This is a genomic window from Mesorhizobium sp. BR1-1-2, from assembly GCF_020165435.1.
Lineage (GTDB): Bacteria > Pseudomonadota > Alphaproteobacteria > Rhizobiales > Rhizobiaceae > Mesorhizobium.
The window spans coordinates 1-16,739 of the sequence record NZ_JAIUID010000012.1 but is presented as its reverse complement, the minus strand read 5'-3'; the positions used below and the strand labels follow the sequence as shown (position 1 = coordinate 16,739).

The following is a 16,739-nucleotide window of genomic DNA, read 5'->3' as shown; positions in this document are numbered from 1 at the left end:
ACATATTCCTCTCTCGTCAAGGGCACGCTTGACTCTTTGTTCTCATTTTGTTCACATTTGCAGGAACTAGAGCCATAGGAGGCGAACCATGGAACTTCGCTTGAACATCGAGGACGCAACACCTCAGGAGCTCGCACGTGGCATCGCGGCAGCCGAAGCCGTGTTTGCACGCGCCGGCATTACGGCTTTGCAAGGTGCGGAAGGACTATTTGCGTTGGAAGGCTGGGATATCAAAGGCTTTCCAGAAGACGACAAGCCTACCGAGGACGAGGACCGAGCCGCCACAGTTTGGTTGGAAGCCGACGCGGCTGCGGCTGCTGCATGTTGTGCGGGCTGGCCGGAGCACAAAGTTCCGCACCATCAGGTCATGGAGCTGATCAACGTCCCCCGCACGAAGCTGCAAGCCGAGGCGATTCCAGACACCTGGCCGGAGCGGAAGCAACTCTATCCTGACGTCGTCAAGCGGCTGGAGATCACGACCGGCCCGGATCGCCAGATCGATTTCGATATTGCCTTCGTTCTCGGTTGGGTTCCCGAGCGGCCGACGCTGGATAGGGTTGAGCCGCTTTCGGAAGATGGTGACCGTATCCCCTTCTTCACCAGCGACCTTGCCCAGGTCGAAGAGATGGCTCGCAAGGCGCTCAAGGACTGGACGATCGAGATCGACCGAGATCCCTGTGATGCCCACGTTTTCGACCCGTCGGCCAGCGATGACGATGATGAATTGCGCATGGCGGCATGGCGTGACTTCGATGGCTCCTTGCATATGAAGAAGCCGCCGGCAAATCCTGCAATCGCGCTGACGCTCGCAATGATGCGCGGCCAGTCCATGCATTTCGACTAGTGGTCAAACGCGGTCGGGGCTCACCAACGCCATCGGTCTTCGACCGCGACTGGCCACACCAGGTTGCGTTGCCGGATGACCTCTGCACCGAGCGAAACTTCACCATGGTCGCGGAGTTCTGCCAGGAACGAGGGCTTCGACATCAGACGCGGCATGTGCAGGCAATATGGCCGAATGGCAAATATGAAACCTATCGGCTTCATTGCTTCAGCGATGCCGCATCTGCAGAGGCGTTTCTGATCACTTCCAAGGGCTGACGTTCGATCCGAGGCGAGATCGAGAGCATGGAAAGGTGCGGGGCGTCTGGCGCCGCACGGGCGAATACACGCCAGTTCTCGATCTCGGTCCGCTCAGCGTGCCGGAGTTATTGCGCAGTTAAGTCACGAGCTTTCGGGGCGAACTGTCTCCACCGAGAGCGATCCGGCTGGAAGCGGCCGCAGCAGTTCAGCCTCAGGCTTTGTCAGATTGATCCAGGCCGCCCAATTCTCCGGCTGAAGGACCACAACCTGCCGATTGTGATAGGGCGCGACATCCGGTCCGGGATCGATCGTCAGCATGGTGAAGGTGGGTGGCTTGTTGCCGACTGCCTCACGCCAAGCCCCGCGACAGCCATGAACGGCGAGCGGTTGAGCGTGAAGCGATGTTTCGCTTTCGGATATTTCGTGCCTGTGAACTCCAAGAACGCGGACGCCGGAATGAGGCAGCGTTTGCTGTTTCCGAATTGCCGGCCTTCGGAGCGGAAGTTGAACACAGGCCCGCCCTTTGGTCCGGTGGGTGGAAATCCGAACGTCATCGATGCCAGTTCGATCGTGTCACCAGCGGCACGCATTATTGGCGCCGGGTCATTTATGTGGACGTCATCCGCCTGGGGCAAATCAAGTTCGGTTTGGTGGCTCGGGATTCTGAGCGCCAGTGACGCCATCATCCGGCAATATTCAGCCCAGAGTACATGCTGTTCGTAATCGTTACACATGGAGACTCCGGGCCTGGGCGCCTGTTTACAGTAGGGCTATCGGCGCACGATCAAAACCGGATCGACGCTCACTGAACGTATCCCGCTCAGCGAATGTCCGCCTCCTTTGCGGCCTCAACGAAGGCTCTGCGGGCGTCGCGGATTTCTTTCAGGGCCCTAAAGCACGCCAAGGCAGGCTTTGCGGGCAGCGACATGCTTCTTCCCGGTTGTCGCCGGCCATCGGTTCAGCAAGATGTCCGCTGCCTGGGCTACTCGGTCCATGGTGTAGACGGTGTTCCTCGACCTGCCGAGCGCAACATGCACAGGCTTTTCAAATCGCTGGTCTTGCACGCAACTCTCCCGAACTCGAACGCGACTCAATTCGAGATGAAGCAATAGGTTCCCGGTTTAGTGCGAGCCGAAGAAGCTGTGACCTCTGCCTTCGGAGGGTCCGCCACGTCGGGAGTAACCGAGTGCCGATGAACACACGATTCTCACATCGTTTGTAAGCTGCGCCGGGAGGCGCCCGCTACAGCCGTGCGCCGCTGCAGTCGGTCGATGCTGGCGATGCTGGCGATGCTGGCGACATAATGCGTGGCTTGCTCGACCCACAAGGCTATGCGGGCGTTGAGAGTTTCTAGACAAGCAGAAAAGCGACAGTCGCCTTGCCCCCCACCACGCTCAACATGGATTTAAGGGTCTTACATTTAGTTAAACATATGAATGGCTATCCACGCATGTCGAGCCATGCTGCTCTCAGGCAGGGTGTGTGCCACGACCGCGCGTTAAGCATGTAACGAGGCGTGAGGACGGAGGCGCAAACGTTAGTCGACCTTGGGTGATGATCCCTTTACCTAGCCCGGATGCATCGCATCCCGATATCAGTTGCCATCGCGGCGTCGCTGCTATGCGGCCTCGCGGTAGCTTGGGCCGTCGCCTCTTCAGCTGGCGGGCGAGTCTCCCCTACGGGAAGTGCAGCTCAGATTCGCCCTGACCCACTGCTTGCGCAGCAATCTCTCCCGTGAGAAGTCCTAAGCCGCTAGCGCTACCACCGACCTGAAGTGGCAAATTTCCGTCTCTCGATCAGTCCATGCCACTTAGCTCCCGGCCAAGACCTGCAGCCTGTCGAGCGCCGCTGCCAGACCTTTTAGCGAAACAGGCAGGGTCAGCTCTTTTTGGTCAGCACTTTTGACCTTGATCTTCAGCGCCGTGCCCGCACGCAGGCTGGCGACGGCCTGAGCCTCGAAGCTGAGCGGCACCACGCAACCCGCGGGCACACACGTGGAGAATCGCAATGGTTCTCCTGCTTGTCCATCGTCAATCTGCAGCGACGCGCCTGAATCGAGCTGAAGTCCAAAAGGCAGGACCAAATTGCCAGAGACGACATCGCCCTCCCCCTTGCGCAATTCGACCGCCAATACGCGCTGTCCATTCTGCTGTGATTGCTGCTGCGAGACCACGCAGACGATTTTGGGGCTACCTTGACAGTTGAGATTCCAGTCCTGATACGCCTCCTGCAGTGATGAAGCACCGCCCGGCAGGGTGCTTTCCTGAGCGGATGCCGATGCGGTTAGTGATATCAACGCTGCCGCTGCATAGATTAGTTTGGGAATACGCAAGCCAGTGCCTTTCTTTAGAACGACAGCCCCGAAGGAGCTGTCACATGACGGCATGCCGAACCTCGGCTACCACTTCAGGCTGAAGCCGAGCTTGGCGCCGATTGAGTTGCTGTCGCTGAAGTCTTTCAGACTCGACTTCGCGAAGGCCTCGCCGGAGACGGCGTAGCGATCGTCGTCCCAGGAGAGCGATCCGCCGAGACCGAGGCCGCCCCACAGCGGCTGGTCGTGCTCGTGCAGCGCCGTGCCCGAGACATCGACATCGTTGCCGTCGAGGAAATCGTAGTAAAGATTGGCGATGCCGTAGAGATGCGAGCGGCTTGCCTTGCCCTGGGCGCCGGTCCAGGCGTCCTCAAAGTCGAGCGACAGTCCGGCGCGGCCGATCAAGGCCTCGCTGCGGCTCAGCGACACCGACGCGTCGAATGGATCGGTGAAACCGTCGAAGCGCACCGACGAATAGGAAAGCTGCGCCTGCGGCGTCAGCGTCCATCTGCCTTGCAGGGCGATCTTCTGGCCGGCCTCTACGCTCAGCGCATAGCCAAAGCCGTTGTTGCCCTTGGCAAGCTCGCTGCCCAGCGTGGCCGACTTGAGATCGCTGTCATACCAGGTCACCTGAGCCTGGCCGTCGGTGTAGAAGCCATTGTCGCCATACCAGGTCAGCGTGCCGCCGAAGCCATAGCCGGTGGCCTGGATGGAGCCGACGCCGTAGATCGACGAGATGTCGGAAGAGGCTGTCCCGTAATGGAAGGTGAGGCCGCCGAGCAAAATGCCGGTGGCGTCCTCGTAGATCAGCCCGTCGACTCCCGTCTCCAGCTTCCATGTCGTCACGTCATAGTCCGATACGGTCGTGGCGCTCTGAGGGCTCTGCTTTGCATGCGCCCCCTCGATGCGGGCCCAGATCGCGCTTTGCGTCGGCACGCTGCCGATCTCGTCGGCGCCCTGGGCGGCACCTGTCCAGGAGCGGTTGCCGACGCGCTGCTGCAGCGTGCCAACTTCGTTCAGGCTTTGCAGCACGCCGGGATAGGCTTCATAGATCGGCACGGCCGGCGAATAGAGCGGTCCCTGTGGACCGGTCGGGGTGGTCAACGCCGAGCGCAGATACCAGTCTCCGTCGACGGGCGTGCTGACGCCGTTCTGGTAAAGCCGGTAGGCATAGGCGCCACCGACCACCGCCTGATCGCCCTGGAAGACATAGTCGCCGGCAAGCGTGAAGGTGCCGGCCGACGTGCCGCCGACATCGACGATCTTGATGCCCTCGGCGGTCTGGGCCCCTGTCCCTCCGACATTGGCGACGGCAAGAATCCCGGTGCCCGATGTGTTGCCATTCACCACAAGCTTGTCCGTCGTCGAAGCATCGCCGTCGAGTGCGGCATTGAGGAAGATGGTTCCGCCATTGCCGGTGTAGTCGCCATTGACAGTTAGCGTCGTTCCCGGCGCCGTGCCCAACCGCACCGAGCCGGCATTGCCGAGCGAAGCGACGGCCTGGTTGAAGCCGCCGAGATCAAGCGTCGCGCCGGAAGCGACCGTGAAGGCCGAGGCCGAACTCAGCACACTCGCCGCGCCCGCTGCCAGCGTGCCCTGCTGAACCGAGGTCGGGCCTGCATAGGCGCTGGCGCCGTTCAGAAGAAGCGTTCCCGCCCCAGCCTTGGTCAAGGAACCAGCGCCGGTGAGGCCGCCATCGAAGGTCAGGCTTGTGGCGGCGTCCGTCGCGACGGTCCCCGAACCGGTCAAACTCACCGCTCGCGAGGTGGCGAAGCTTGCAGTTGTGTGCAGTGTGCCGCCGTTGAAGTCGAGCGCGCTCGCCGCGTCCCCCAGATTGGCGTCGGCCGAGACCTGCAGCGTGCCGCCATTGATTGCGGTGCCGCCCGTGTAGCTGTTGGTGCCGGTCAGCACCAAAGTGCCCAGGTCCGACTTTACCAGTTGCGCGTCACCGGAAAGAGCGGAGGCGATCGTCGCGGTCATCCCCGCGCCCGCCGCCGTGCCGTCACCGACGACGATGCTGCTGGACGGGCCGATGAGCTCGATCCCGTCGCCCTGGATGACATAGCCGTTGGTCATGAACTGCATGCCGGAGGCAGTCACCTGGCCCAGGCTGCCGTCCGCCGTCACCGTGCCCGCCTGGCCGGCAAAGATCGCGAAGGAGGAGTCGGCGAACGGTGCGTTGATCGTGCCGGTCTCGTTGGTCCAGTTGTCGTTGCCGGCCGAGGCCTGCCAGACGCCGTCGCCGCCATTGACCGCGCCATTGTTCTTCGGGCCGGCACTGCCGTCCCAATAGTTGAAGGTGAGCCCTTGCGTGTTGACCAGGTTCACCTGGTGATCGATCGAGGTCTGGATCGAATAGCCCGATGACGGGATCGCCCCGACCACGAGGCCGTTGTTGGTCAGCGTGCCATCATAGCTGAAGACGCGGTAGACGCCCGGCCCGAACGTGCCGCCGGCGCTGACGCTGACATTAAGCGTGCCGTCGAGCGCGAGATTGCCGCCGACCGTGGTCAGGTCGTTGAGTGCCCCGCCGGCGACACCCGCCTCGCCGAAGGCATAGTTGAGGGTCGAGCCGCTGGAGAGGTTGAGGTTGCCGCCGATCGCCAGCGTGCCTGGAGCGCCATCGGCCGAGCCGGGCGAGAGCGTCGCGCCGTCGGCGACGGTGACGTCGCCGCCGATGCTGCCCTTGCCGCCGATTGTCGCGCCGCTTGCGGCCGAAACCGCACCGGTGGCCGCGCCGTTGTCGCCATCGACATAGAGCCCGCCGGCTGTCACCGTGGTCGGCCCGGCATAGCTGTTGGTGCCGGTGAGCGAGAGCGCTCCGGCCCCAGTCTTGGTAAGGCCGCCGGCACCCGTGATCGGGCCCGACAGAGTGAGGTTCGCATCGGTCTGGAATGTGCCCGTACCCGAGGCCAGGGTGGCACTCCGCGCGGAGGTGAAGGCCGCGGTGGTCCTCAAGGTCGTGCCGTCGGCCAGGCTCAAGCCGCCGGCCGCGTCGCCCAGATTGGCGTCGGCCGCAACCTGCAGCGTGCCGCCATTGATGGCCGTGCCACCGCTGTAGCTGTTGGCTCCGTCAAGCACCAGCGTGCCAAGGTCGGTCTTCACCAATTGAGCCGCGCCGGTGAGGTTCGCGTAGAGGCCTGTTATGTAAGCAGCGCCGGCAAGGGTTCCATCGCCGACGCGGATGGTCGACTGCGGACCGACCAACTGGATCGCCTGCCCCTGGACCACATAGCCGCTGGTGGCGAACTGCATGCCTGCCGCCTGGACCTGGCCATTGGTGTTGTCGACGGTGACCAGGCCTGAGGTCCCGGCAAAGATGGCAAAGCTGCCATTGGAGAACGCGGCATTCAGGTTGCCGTCGGAACCGGTCCAGTTGTCGTCTCCGGCGGCCCGCCAGGTGCCGTCTCCGCCGTTCACGACATCATTGCTCTTCGGCCCGGCGTTGCCGTCCCAGAAATTGAGCGTCTGCCCGCTGATATCGACGAGGTTGACCTGGCCCGCGACCGAGGTCTGCACCACGTGGCTCGGCGATGTCGTGTCCAGCACGTTGTCGGTCAGCGTGCCGTCATAGCTGATGACCCGGTAGATGCCCGGCCCGAAATTGCCACCCGGCGCCTCCGTCACATTGATCGTGCCGTCGAGCGTCAGATCGCCGTGCACGACGGTAAGGTCGTTATAGGCGCCGCCGACCACGCCCGCCTGGCCGAACGAGTAGTCGAGGTTCGAACCATCCGCCAGGTCGAGGCCGCCCATGATGGTGAGCGTGCCGGGGGTAGCGCCGATGCCGCCGGGAGCCAGCCTGCCCCCGGCGTCGACGAAGACATCGCCGCCGCTAGTGCCATTGCCGCCAAGCGTGCCGAAATTGACGTTGGTCAATCCGGTAGCAGCGCTCTGGTCGCCATTGATGTAGAGCCCGCCGCCGCCGACAATCAGCGTGGTGCCGGCATAGCTGTTGTTGGCCGTGAGCACGGTGTTGCCGGTGCCGTCCTGGGTCACGCCGCCGTTGCCGGAGATCGTGCCGTTGAACGTATAGAGGTCGGAGCGGTTGAAGCTGAGCGTGCCGTTGTCGACAACGTCACCCAGGATGGAACCCGTCGTGCCGCCCGTGCCCAGCAACAGGATGCCGCCCGCAATAGTCGTCCCACCAGCATAGCTGTTGTCGGCGCCGAGGAACAGGGCGCCTGTGCCGGCCTTGGTGAGCGCGCCTGCGCCATCAACAGTTCCTTCCCACTGCAGGGCGCTGTCGGCCTGGAACGTTCCGCCGCCCGCCTGAAGCGTCGCGTTGCGGCCCGTCACGATGCTGGCCGCGCCCTGCTGGTAGAGCGCGCCGCCATCGAAGGTGATCTTGCCGGTCGCGTTGCCCAGATTGGCATCGGCCGTGATCTGGACCGTCCCGTCATTGATGAAAGTACCGCCCTGGTAGCTGTTGGTGCCGGCCAGGATGAGCGTGCCGGCGCCTTCCTTGGTCAGCGCGCCGGCGCCGCCGACCGTGCCGGTCAGCGTCAGATTCGTCAGATTGTCCGTGTCGAAAGCGCCGCCGCCGGCGCCGATCGTGACGCCGCGTGCCGAAGCGAAGCTAGCTGTGGTGTTGAGCGTGCCGCTGTCGAGCGAGAGGCCACCGGCCGCGGCGCCGAGATTGGCATCGGCGGAGACTTGGAGCGTCCCGCCATTGATCGCCGTGCCGCCGCTGTAGCTGTTGGTCCCCGCCAGCACCAGCGTGCCGAGATCGGTCTTCACCAATTGGCTGCTGCCCGTCAGATCGGAAGCGATGGTGGCGACATAGGCCGCGCCTGCCGCCGTGCCGTCGCCGACGCGGATGATCGACTGGAGACCTGCCTGCGCGGGATCGTCGACCAGCACGATGGAATTGCCTTGCACCGCATAGCTGTCAGTGGCGAACTGCATGCCCGTGGCCTGGACCTGGCCGCCAGTGTTGTCGACCGTCACCATGCCGGCAGCGCCCTGGAAAATCGCGAAGCTGGCATTGGCGAACGGCGCCGCGAAGAGGCCGGTCGCGTCCGTCCAGTTCTGGTCGCCCGTGGCGCGCCAGGTGCCGTCGCCGCCGTTGACAGCACCGTTCGAATGCGGACCCAGTTCGCCGTCCCAATAGCTCAAGGTCAACCCAGTCGAGTTGACGAGATTGACTTGCTTGTCCACCGCCGTCTGCACGAAATAGTTCGGGTCCGAGACGTTGAGCCCGTTGTCGGCGAGCGAACCTCCATAGTTGAAGATGCGGTAAACGCCGGGGCCGAACGTGCCGCCGGGGCTCTGCGTCACGTTGAGCGTGCCGTCGAGCGTCAGGTTGCCGCCGATATCGATCAGGTCGTTGAACGCGCCGCCGGGGATGTTCGCTTGGCCGAAATCGACGTTGAGGTTGGAATTGCCAAGCGCGAGATTGCCGTTGATCGTCAGCGCGCCGGGCACGCTGCCAGCGTCACCGGGGCTGAGCGTGCCGCCATCGGCGACCGTGACGCTGCCGCCGATCGTGCCGGTGCCGCCCAGCGTCGCGCCGCTGGCGACACTGGTCTGCCCGGTGGCACCAGCCTGATTGCCGTTGACGAGGAGCGTGCCGGCATTGACGTTGGTCGCCCCGGTGTAGCTGTTGGTACCGGTCAAAGTGGTGGTGCCGGTGCCGAGCTTGTTCACAGCGCCGGTGCCGGAGATTGCGCCGGCAAAGCTGTAGGCGCTGTTCAGATTGAAGGCGAGCGTGCCGTTGTTGACCACTGTTGGCGTGGTGAGAGAACCTGCCGTCGCGCCATTGCCGATCTGGAGCGTTCCCTGCGTTACTGTCGTGCCTGCGCTGTAGCTGTGATTGCCCGTCAGTGTGAGGGTGGCGGTGCCTTGCTTGTCCAGGCTCTCGAAACCGGCAATCTGGGCGCCGTCGAGCGTACGGTTAAGTGTGGTGCTCACCTGAAGTGAATCGGTGCCGGCACCGCCGTCCACCCCGACTCCTGCGATCGTCGCGAAACCGCTCAACAGCAAAGTGTCGCTGCCGCTGCCGAGGTTCAATGCGGCTGCGCCGGTGTTGAGCGAACCGGCGGTGAGATTGACAGTGTTCCCGCCTGCGCCCAGCGTACCGTTGCCGAGCAGCGTGCCGCCAGTGATGTTGATCGTGGCTCCGCCGGTTCCGCCGGCGAACAACGTCTGGGTGCCACCGGCTGCCTGGATAGTTCCACCGCCGACAATGAGCTTCGAGCCGGCGTTCATCGCGATCGTCGGCGTGGTTATGGCAGCGCCCCCTCCGTTGCTCTGCAGTGTGCCAGCGTTAACCGTGATACCTCCGGTGCTCGTCAGCCCACCGTTCACCTGCAGCGTGCCGGCGTTAACGTTGGTGGTGCCGCCGATGGTGTTGCCGGCCGAGGTCAGCACCGTGGTGCCGGTGCCGATCTGCGCGATATTGCCAAGGCCGCTCAGCGTTCCCGTGAAATTGAAGGGGTCGCTTCGATTGAAGGAGAGCGTGGAAGTTGCATTGGCGACGATGACGTTGCCGGCGCCGGCGTTACCGGTGGTGCCGCCATTGCCGATCATCAGGTTTCCGTTGTTGACAACGGTGTTGCCGGTGAAGGTGTTGTTGCCCGTCAACGCCCAGGTGCCGCTGTCGTTCTTGGCCAGCGTCGTGGTACCACCGGGCCCGTCGACAATGGTGCCGCCCATGGTGTTGAGGCCGGTATTGGTGCCGCCAAGCGCCAGTGTGCGATTGCCAGAGCCGGTATAAGCGGCCGAGCCCGTATTGCTGAAGACGATTGCACCCGAACCCGAGGATTCGATGAAGCTGGTGCCGGTCGAGAGCGTGAACAGGCGGTCGGTGGTGTCGCCGGTGCCTGTGTAGCGCAGCGTCGAGCCGCTGCCGATCACAAGGTTGGACGCATCCTTGGCCGACATGCCGATAGAGCTTGCCTGGCCGCCATCGGCGAGCTTGTCGACGGCGAGCACCCCACCGCTGATTGTGGTAACGCCGGTATAGGTGCTGCTGGCATTGGTCAGAACCCAGGTACCGGTGCCGGTCTTGGTGAGCGCCGTCTTGCCAGTGCCGTTGTCCGTGATTTGCGCCGCGAGGCTGTTGTTGCCGGTGTTGGTGCCACCCAAGGTCAGGGTGCGAGCGGTGTCCGTACCCAGAAGGGTGATCGCCGCCGTGCTGGTGAAGTTGATCGCGCCAGTGCCCGAGGCGTCGAGGCCACCGCCAGCGGTATCGAGGGTGAACTGACGGTTCGTGCTGCCACCGGTACCGACATAGCCCAATGTGCCGCCATTGAACACGAGATTGCTGGCGGCTGCGCTCGACGCGCCGATCGAGCTGTTGACGCCACCATTGACGAGGCAATCCACCACCAGCGAGCCGCCACTGATGGTCGTAGTGCCCCCATAGCTGTTGTTGCAGCCGGCAAGCCCCTGCCCACCGGCGGCAGTCTTGACAAAGTTGCCGGTGCCGCTGATTGCGCCGCTGAAAGAGAGTCCACCACCGCCATTGATCGTCAGTGTGGCCGTTCCCAAGGTAACGTTGCCGGCTCCGGTCAGGCCAGCCATCGTGTTGCTCAGATCGTTCAGGTCCAGCGTCGCGCCTGCATTTACTGTCGTGCCGCCGGTACCAAAGGCGGTTGTCGAGCCGGCCCGCAACGTGCCGGTGCTTACGATAGTGCCGCCAGTGTAGGTATTGTTGCCGGAGAGCACGAGCGTGCCGGGACCATCTTTCCGCAAGATGCCCCCACCAGTTGCCTGGCCTGTGAATGTCAACGTCGTCGCTGCATTCGCCACGCCGATGGCGCCGATATTGGCCAGCAGCTGGAAGCCGCGGTCGGTTGTTACGTTGCCGCCGGTATAGTTCAGGGCGCCCTGGTTGAAAACAAGATTGGTCGAAGCGCTGCTGGAGGCACCGATGTCGCTCAGCTGGCCCCCATTGGCCAGGCAGCCGACATTCAGGGTGCTGTTGCCCTGCAGGATCGTGGAACCAGCGTAGGTGTTGCCGCAACCACTGAATGTCTGCGCGCCGGAGCCAAGGGTAACTCCGCCGGCAGCAGCACCACTGATCACGCCACTGAACGTGCCGCTGCCGTTGATCGTGAGCCTTGCTGTACCGAGGGTCACGTTGCCTGAGCCGCCGAGCGCCCCGACAGAGTTGCTGTTGTTGGCAAGATCGAGAGTCGCTCCGCCAGCAACGGTCATCGCCCCTGTGCCGAAGGCGCTGGTAGAGCCCGCCCGCAAGATGCCCGTGCTTACCGTCGTGCCGCCGGAATAATCGTTGGTGCCCGACAGCACCAGCGTGCCAGGACCTGTCTTGGTCAGACTGCCTGGCCCGGTCGCGACGCCGCCCAGCGTCAGGGTCGTGGCGGCATTGCTCACGCCGATGCCGCCTGCCGAAGCGAGCGTGAAGCCGCGGTTGCTTGTCGCGATGGCGCCGAGGTAGTCCAGCTTACCGCCGTTCTGCAGGACGAGGCTCGAGGACGCATTGCTGGAGGCACCAATGGAGCTGTTGACGCCGCCATTGGCGAGCGTGGTGACGGCGAGCGTACCGCCATTGACCATGGTGTTGCCGGTATAGCTGTTGTTGCTGCCGGAAAGCGTCAGCGTGCCCGCCCCATCCTTGATGAAGTTGGCGCCGTCCGGGCTGACCACCTGCCCCGAAAAGGTCAGGCTGGCGGCGGCATTGGTGACGGAGATCGTGTCCGAGGTGATGGCCCCGGAGCGGGCGATGGTGAAGCCGCGATCGGTGGACGCAGTTCCGCCGGTATATTCCAGGATTGCGCCCTGGATCGCCAGGTTGGACGCATTGGTCGATGCTGCGCCGATAGCGCTGGCCTGCCCCGCATCGGCGACCGAATTGATGGAGAGCGTGCCTTGCGCCACTGTGGTGGCGCCGGTGTAGGTGTTGCCGCCGGACAGCACCACCTTGCCCGTGCCGGCCTTGGTGAAGCCGATGGCGCCCGTGTTGTCGACGATCGTCGAGGCGATGGTGAAAGTGCCGGTACCGTTCTGCTGGACGCCGAGCACACCGCCACCCAGCGTGCCGGTCATCGAACCGCCGGTGATGGTCTGGTTGGCTGCTCCCACGGAGGGAGCGACGATGATGGTGCCGTCGACACCGAGCGTCTGACCAATGGCGACGTTGACTGTGGAGTTCCCCGCTGCGGTGAATTGCAGGCCGCCGATCTGTACGGTGCTGCCCACCGTGCCAAAATAGGGCGTGTTGGCGGCGCCACCGGCATCGCTGATGATCTCGTTGGCGAGCCAGGTCGAGGCATTGTCCTTGTTGACGTAATCGGCCGTGGTGAAGGCAACGATGTTGCCGCCCTGAACCTTGGCGTAGTCGGTGCCGTTGACGGTGGCCCAGCCGCCCAAAGCGCCGTTCGAATTGCTGGTCGTGATCGCGCCTGTCGTCGGCAACACGAAGTTGGCAAGGCCCCCGGTGCGGCTGATCGTGCCGAGATTGATCGTGGTGGTGCCGCCAGAGCCGGAAGTGGCGCTGACGGTGTTGTTGCCCGTCGTGATGGTCAGGCCACCAAAGCTTTGGACGTTGGTCTCGCCAACTGCACCTTTCACGGTCAGCGTACCGCCGTTCATGACCAGGGCGGATGAAGCGGAGATGATGCCGCTGGTCGGCCCGCCGGCGGGCGAGAAGTCGAGCGCCAGAGTGCCGCCCCCAAGGGTCGTCGTGCCAGTGTAGGTACTGGTGCCGGTGAGCGTCAGAGTGCCAGCGCCGAGCTTGGTCAGGCTTCCACCGGCGCCTGTAATGCTCCCGCCATAAGTATTGCTGACGCCTGTACCGAGATTGAGCGCAAGATTCGCGCTACCGAGCGCCAACGTGCCGCCCGTGCCGGCAATCGACGTCGTCGACATGTTGAACCCGTTGAGATCCAGCGTGCCCCCTGTGGTTGTGATGCCAGTCGTCGTGCCGAACGCCGATGCGCTGCCGGCGCGCAAAGTGCCTCCATTGACGGTGACGGTGCCAGTGCGGGTATTCGCCCCGGTCAGCGCCCAGGTGGCATTGCCGCTGCTGATCAAATTGCCGCTGCCGGAAATAACGCCGGACATCGCATTGTCGGCGCCAGTGAAGGTGCCCCCAAGGGTCAGGTTGCCCGTCAGCGACGTGGCGCCGCTCAGAGTCAGCGCTCCCGTGCCGTCGTTACGGATGGCGCTCGTGCCGCCCAGGGTCAATGTGCGATTACTGCTCGCGCCGGCGCCCGTGTAGCTAACAGTCCCGCCACTGATCGTGATGGCCGTGCCTGCGCCGAGCGAACTGGTCGCGCCGCTATTTGCGAGCACGCCAGCCCTGACGACACCGCCTTCGATGGACGCAGCTCCAGTAAACGTATTGGCATTGCCGAGCGTGATCGCTCCTGAACCGCTGGCAATGAACCTGAATGTGTTGGCGGCCGCGCTGCTGATGACGCCGAGCGCCTGCAAATCGGCGGTGGTGGCACCCAATGCGACAGTGGTTCCGCCCGTGACCGAAATATTGCCGGTCAGCGTCAGCGTGCCGGTACCGGCATTCTGGAGGAAGGCGGTCGGCGCTCCGCCTCCGGTGGTGATCTGCCAGTTGCGGTTCGACGTGTTCCCAGTCCCGGTGTAGTTGAGGGCGGACACTCCTGTGTTGGCCTGAAGGCTGATAGTGTCCCCGGCCCCCAACGCGCTAGCCTGACCGATATTGCGCACCGATGTGAAAGACGCCGCTGCGGCGTTGTTGACGACAAAACTCACCGGCCCAGCAAAGTCATTCGTATCGTCACTCATGCTGATCGAACCGGTGCTACCCACGGCCGCGATCGTAAGTCCACCGACACCAGTGTAATGAGCAGAGCCTGCCCCGGCTCCCTGCACATTCGCCTGACCGGAAAGACTCACTGTCCGTCCGAGAAGCGATCCGCTGGCGCTCAAAGTCGTTCCGGCAGCCATATTTACGACGTTGGTTGCGTTGCCAAGCGCCGCGTTCGAGCCGACGAAGAGTATCCCGCCATTGACGTTCACTGCACCGGTGAAACTGTTTGTGCCGGTCAGGCCCAAGGTGCCGGCGTTGACGGTTACACTGCCCGAGAAAGTGTTGACGCCAGACAGGGTCAACGTGCCCGCACCCGCCTTCGTCAGGCCCGCCGAGCCGGCGATGACCGAATTGATGGTAGCGCTGCCGGCTGCGGTGATTGTCGGCGTGGCGCCACCGAGCGTCAATGTGCTGCCGGTAATGTTGTAACCGTTGACGTTGAAAGTAAGGCTGCCCGCGGTTATTGGTGCGCCGAGCGTGACCGTGCCAGCTGTGCCCTGGAAAATAGCGTTATCCGGGGTGGCACTGTTCCAGGTCGTGAATGGGCCGGCTACATCGTTGCCGGTCGTGTTCCAGGAGGACGTGCTCGTGTCCCATGTTCCTGTTCCACCAATTCCGATGCCGCTGTTGTTCGCGTCCCAGTATAGGTCGGCGGCCCCTGCCCCTCCTGTACCCAGCCCGAACATCAGTGCAACAGGCAGAAGCGCCGCCCGCAAGGCTCGGACCGACGACCGGGCCAACTCGCCAACATGCGAGGCATAGCTCGCCGCCTCGCCCTTCCACTTCGTCATGCGGCCGCCGCGCAGCAAGCGAGATCGCCCATCGCTCGCCTCGGACTTTGATCCGAGCCTCAGTCGCAGCGGCGTCGAATTGCCAAGCGTCTCGTTCATTTAGTCCCCCCGGCGCCAAACTGGCGGGCTCGCGCCTGACGGCACGATTATGGCGCCTGCATTCGAGTTCCATGTGACAGTCTGGAACGGAACCAGCCACCCGACCGGCGATCCAGGTTGATGCCGCAGGCAGCCTTGCGATGAAGCTTGCTCTTGCGGGAAACGGCGACGCGCAGATGGCCGGCCAACTGCCAGCCGGTTTGCGTCCTCAAATCGGAACACGAGTGATCTACAACAGGCTCTTGCATTATTCGGCATACCGAAAGCAATAAGCCGCAGCGCGCTCAACCGAGCCGCGCCGGAGTTGATCCAAATCGTCACTCCCCGTTGCTGGCCTGGTGTGCCCCAGCATCGCCCTCTCCCGAACCGCCCGCTCCTCCGCCACAATGCAGCCCTCTCATCCAAAGGCTGGCGCGGCACTTCAAGGCAGCCGAATCTGCGCTTGAATCAATTCAACAAAGAACATCACACATCAGTCAACTTATAAAGTAATTAATTTCATCGGTTTGGATTTAAAGAACTTAATATAAGCAACCTCGAATATAAGGACTTTATTAAGCAAGCGCGATTGGACCTAGGCTCATTTGAATGACGCGACGTCCATGACCAGCCACTGCAACAAGCAACGCTCGCTCAAGGATTGCCTGCGCCCACGTGGCGGAATAACTTTGTTGGGTTGGTCCGATGAACCGCGCCTAGCGTGCGGGCTGCCACAACAATCCAACGACGAGAAGTGCATGACCGCCACCACCAAACCAGCATCCCTGTCGGACGCTGGGCAGGGGACAGCAAGAACATCTGGTGGACTGCGGGGTCGGGGGTGGATTCGGAAACAGCGGATCGACGACGCTCGAAAGCTCAGGGAACAGATTGCCGAACTTGAACGGGCGTTGATCGCCACCGCAGATGTGGCGAAGCCGCGAAGGCCTTCCGAGATCGGTTTTCAAATTCAGGCGCACAGGTCGCGGCTTCAGCGGCTGGAGCACTGCATCTCTGCCCTGGAGAGAGGTTTTTTGCTGGGGCCGCCGGGGACACCGGGGTTGTTACCCGCGCCAGCGCTGTCCCTCGACGCTAGCAATGTGGAGACCGATCTCCACCAGACAATGCTCGACTACGCTGCTTTGCGAACCCGGCGTCGACACGCAAGTTCCCCTGCTCAGGCCAGCCACCAGCGGGCCCGCCTTTTTACATTGACTTTTCCACCCATCTGCCTTGCTCCCGAAACTCCAGCGAATTGGAGAATCTTAAATTCGATTCCTTGCCCTCAAGACGATCCACCCGGACCAGCAATTCGACCGCATCTCGGCTGCGAGTTCGTGAGGGCCATGGGCATCATCGTTCACCAGGTGATGCCGAGCTTCAGCTTGCCGGAATAGCTCTTCACGTTGCCGGAGAACTCGCCCTGGAAGGCGGCCGCGGCAAAGACGCCGGAGGGAGAGGTGTACTGGGCGCCGGCGTCGACGAGCAGGGCGTTGCGGTCGGGTTTGGCGCCGTTGATGGTGAAGCTGCTGGCGGGAAGAGCCTGGAAGCCGGCGCCGAAATTACGGTCGGTGCCGCCATTGATCGCCCACGCGGCGCGGCCGCTCAGCGTCAGTCTGGCGCCGTCCTCGAGCGCGATCGCATGGTCGAGCCGGGTACCGAGTTCGACCCGGGTCGCGGTGCTGGTGTCGCTGTCAAAGTGAAGCGCGAAGGGTCCGGCGCC

5 protein-coding genes and 1 pseudogene are annotated in these 16,739 nt (G+C 63.2%); 1 reads left to right on the top strand and 5 read right to left on the bottom strand.

Annotation, left to right across the window (positions count from 1 at the left end):
• The first annotated feature begins 88 nt into the window (after positions 1-88).
• Positions 89-844: a hypothetical protein gene (locus LB551_RS22640; RefSeq protein ID WP_140552625.1), complete on the top strand. Its 756-nt coding sequence runs from the start codon at positions 89-91 to the stop codon at positions 842-844.
• 455 nt (positions 845-1,299) lie between these two features.
• Here the strand turns inward: LB551_RS22640 and LB551_RS22635 are convergent.
• From LB551_RS22635 to LB551_RS22615, 5 genes and pseudogenes are all read right to left on the bottom strand, one after another.
• Positions 1,300-1,766 (bottom strand): annotated as a pseudogene (locus LB551_RS22635) (SOS response-associated peptidase family protein); the annotation flags it as partial.
• A 207-nt stretch (positions 1,767-1,973) separates the two neighbouring features.
• Complete coding sequence (locus LB551_RS22630) at positions 1,974-2,078, bottom strand: DUF982 domain-containing protein (protein ID WP_246676217.1); 105 nt, start codon at positions 2,076-2,078, stop codon at positions 1,974-1,976.
• 815 nt (positions 2,079-2,893) lie between these two features.
• Positions 2,894-3,415 (bottom strand): invasion associated locus B family protein, encoded by a 522-nt coding sequence (locus LB551_RS22625; protein WP_224628915.1) that lies wholly within the window; start codon positions 3,413-3,415, stop codon positions 2,894-2,896.
• 66 nt (positions 3,416-3,481) lie between these two features.
• A complete protein-coding gene (locus LB551_RS22620; protein WP_224660538.1) occupies positions 3,482-15,037 on the bottom strand; it encodes an autotransporter-associated beta strand repeat-containing protein in 11,556 nt (3,851 codons plus the stop codon).
• 1,339 nt (positions 15,038-16,376) lie between these two features.
• Positions 16,377-16,739 (bottom strand): autotransporter outer membrane beta-barrel domain-containing protein (locus LB551_RS22615; RefSeq protein ID WP_224660537.1); only part of this gene is annotated, 363 nt, incomplete at its 5' end.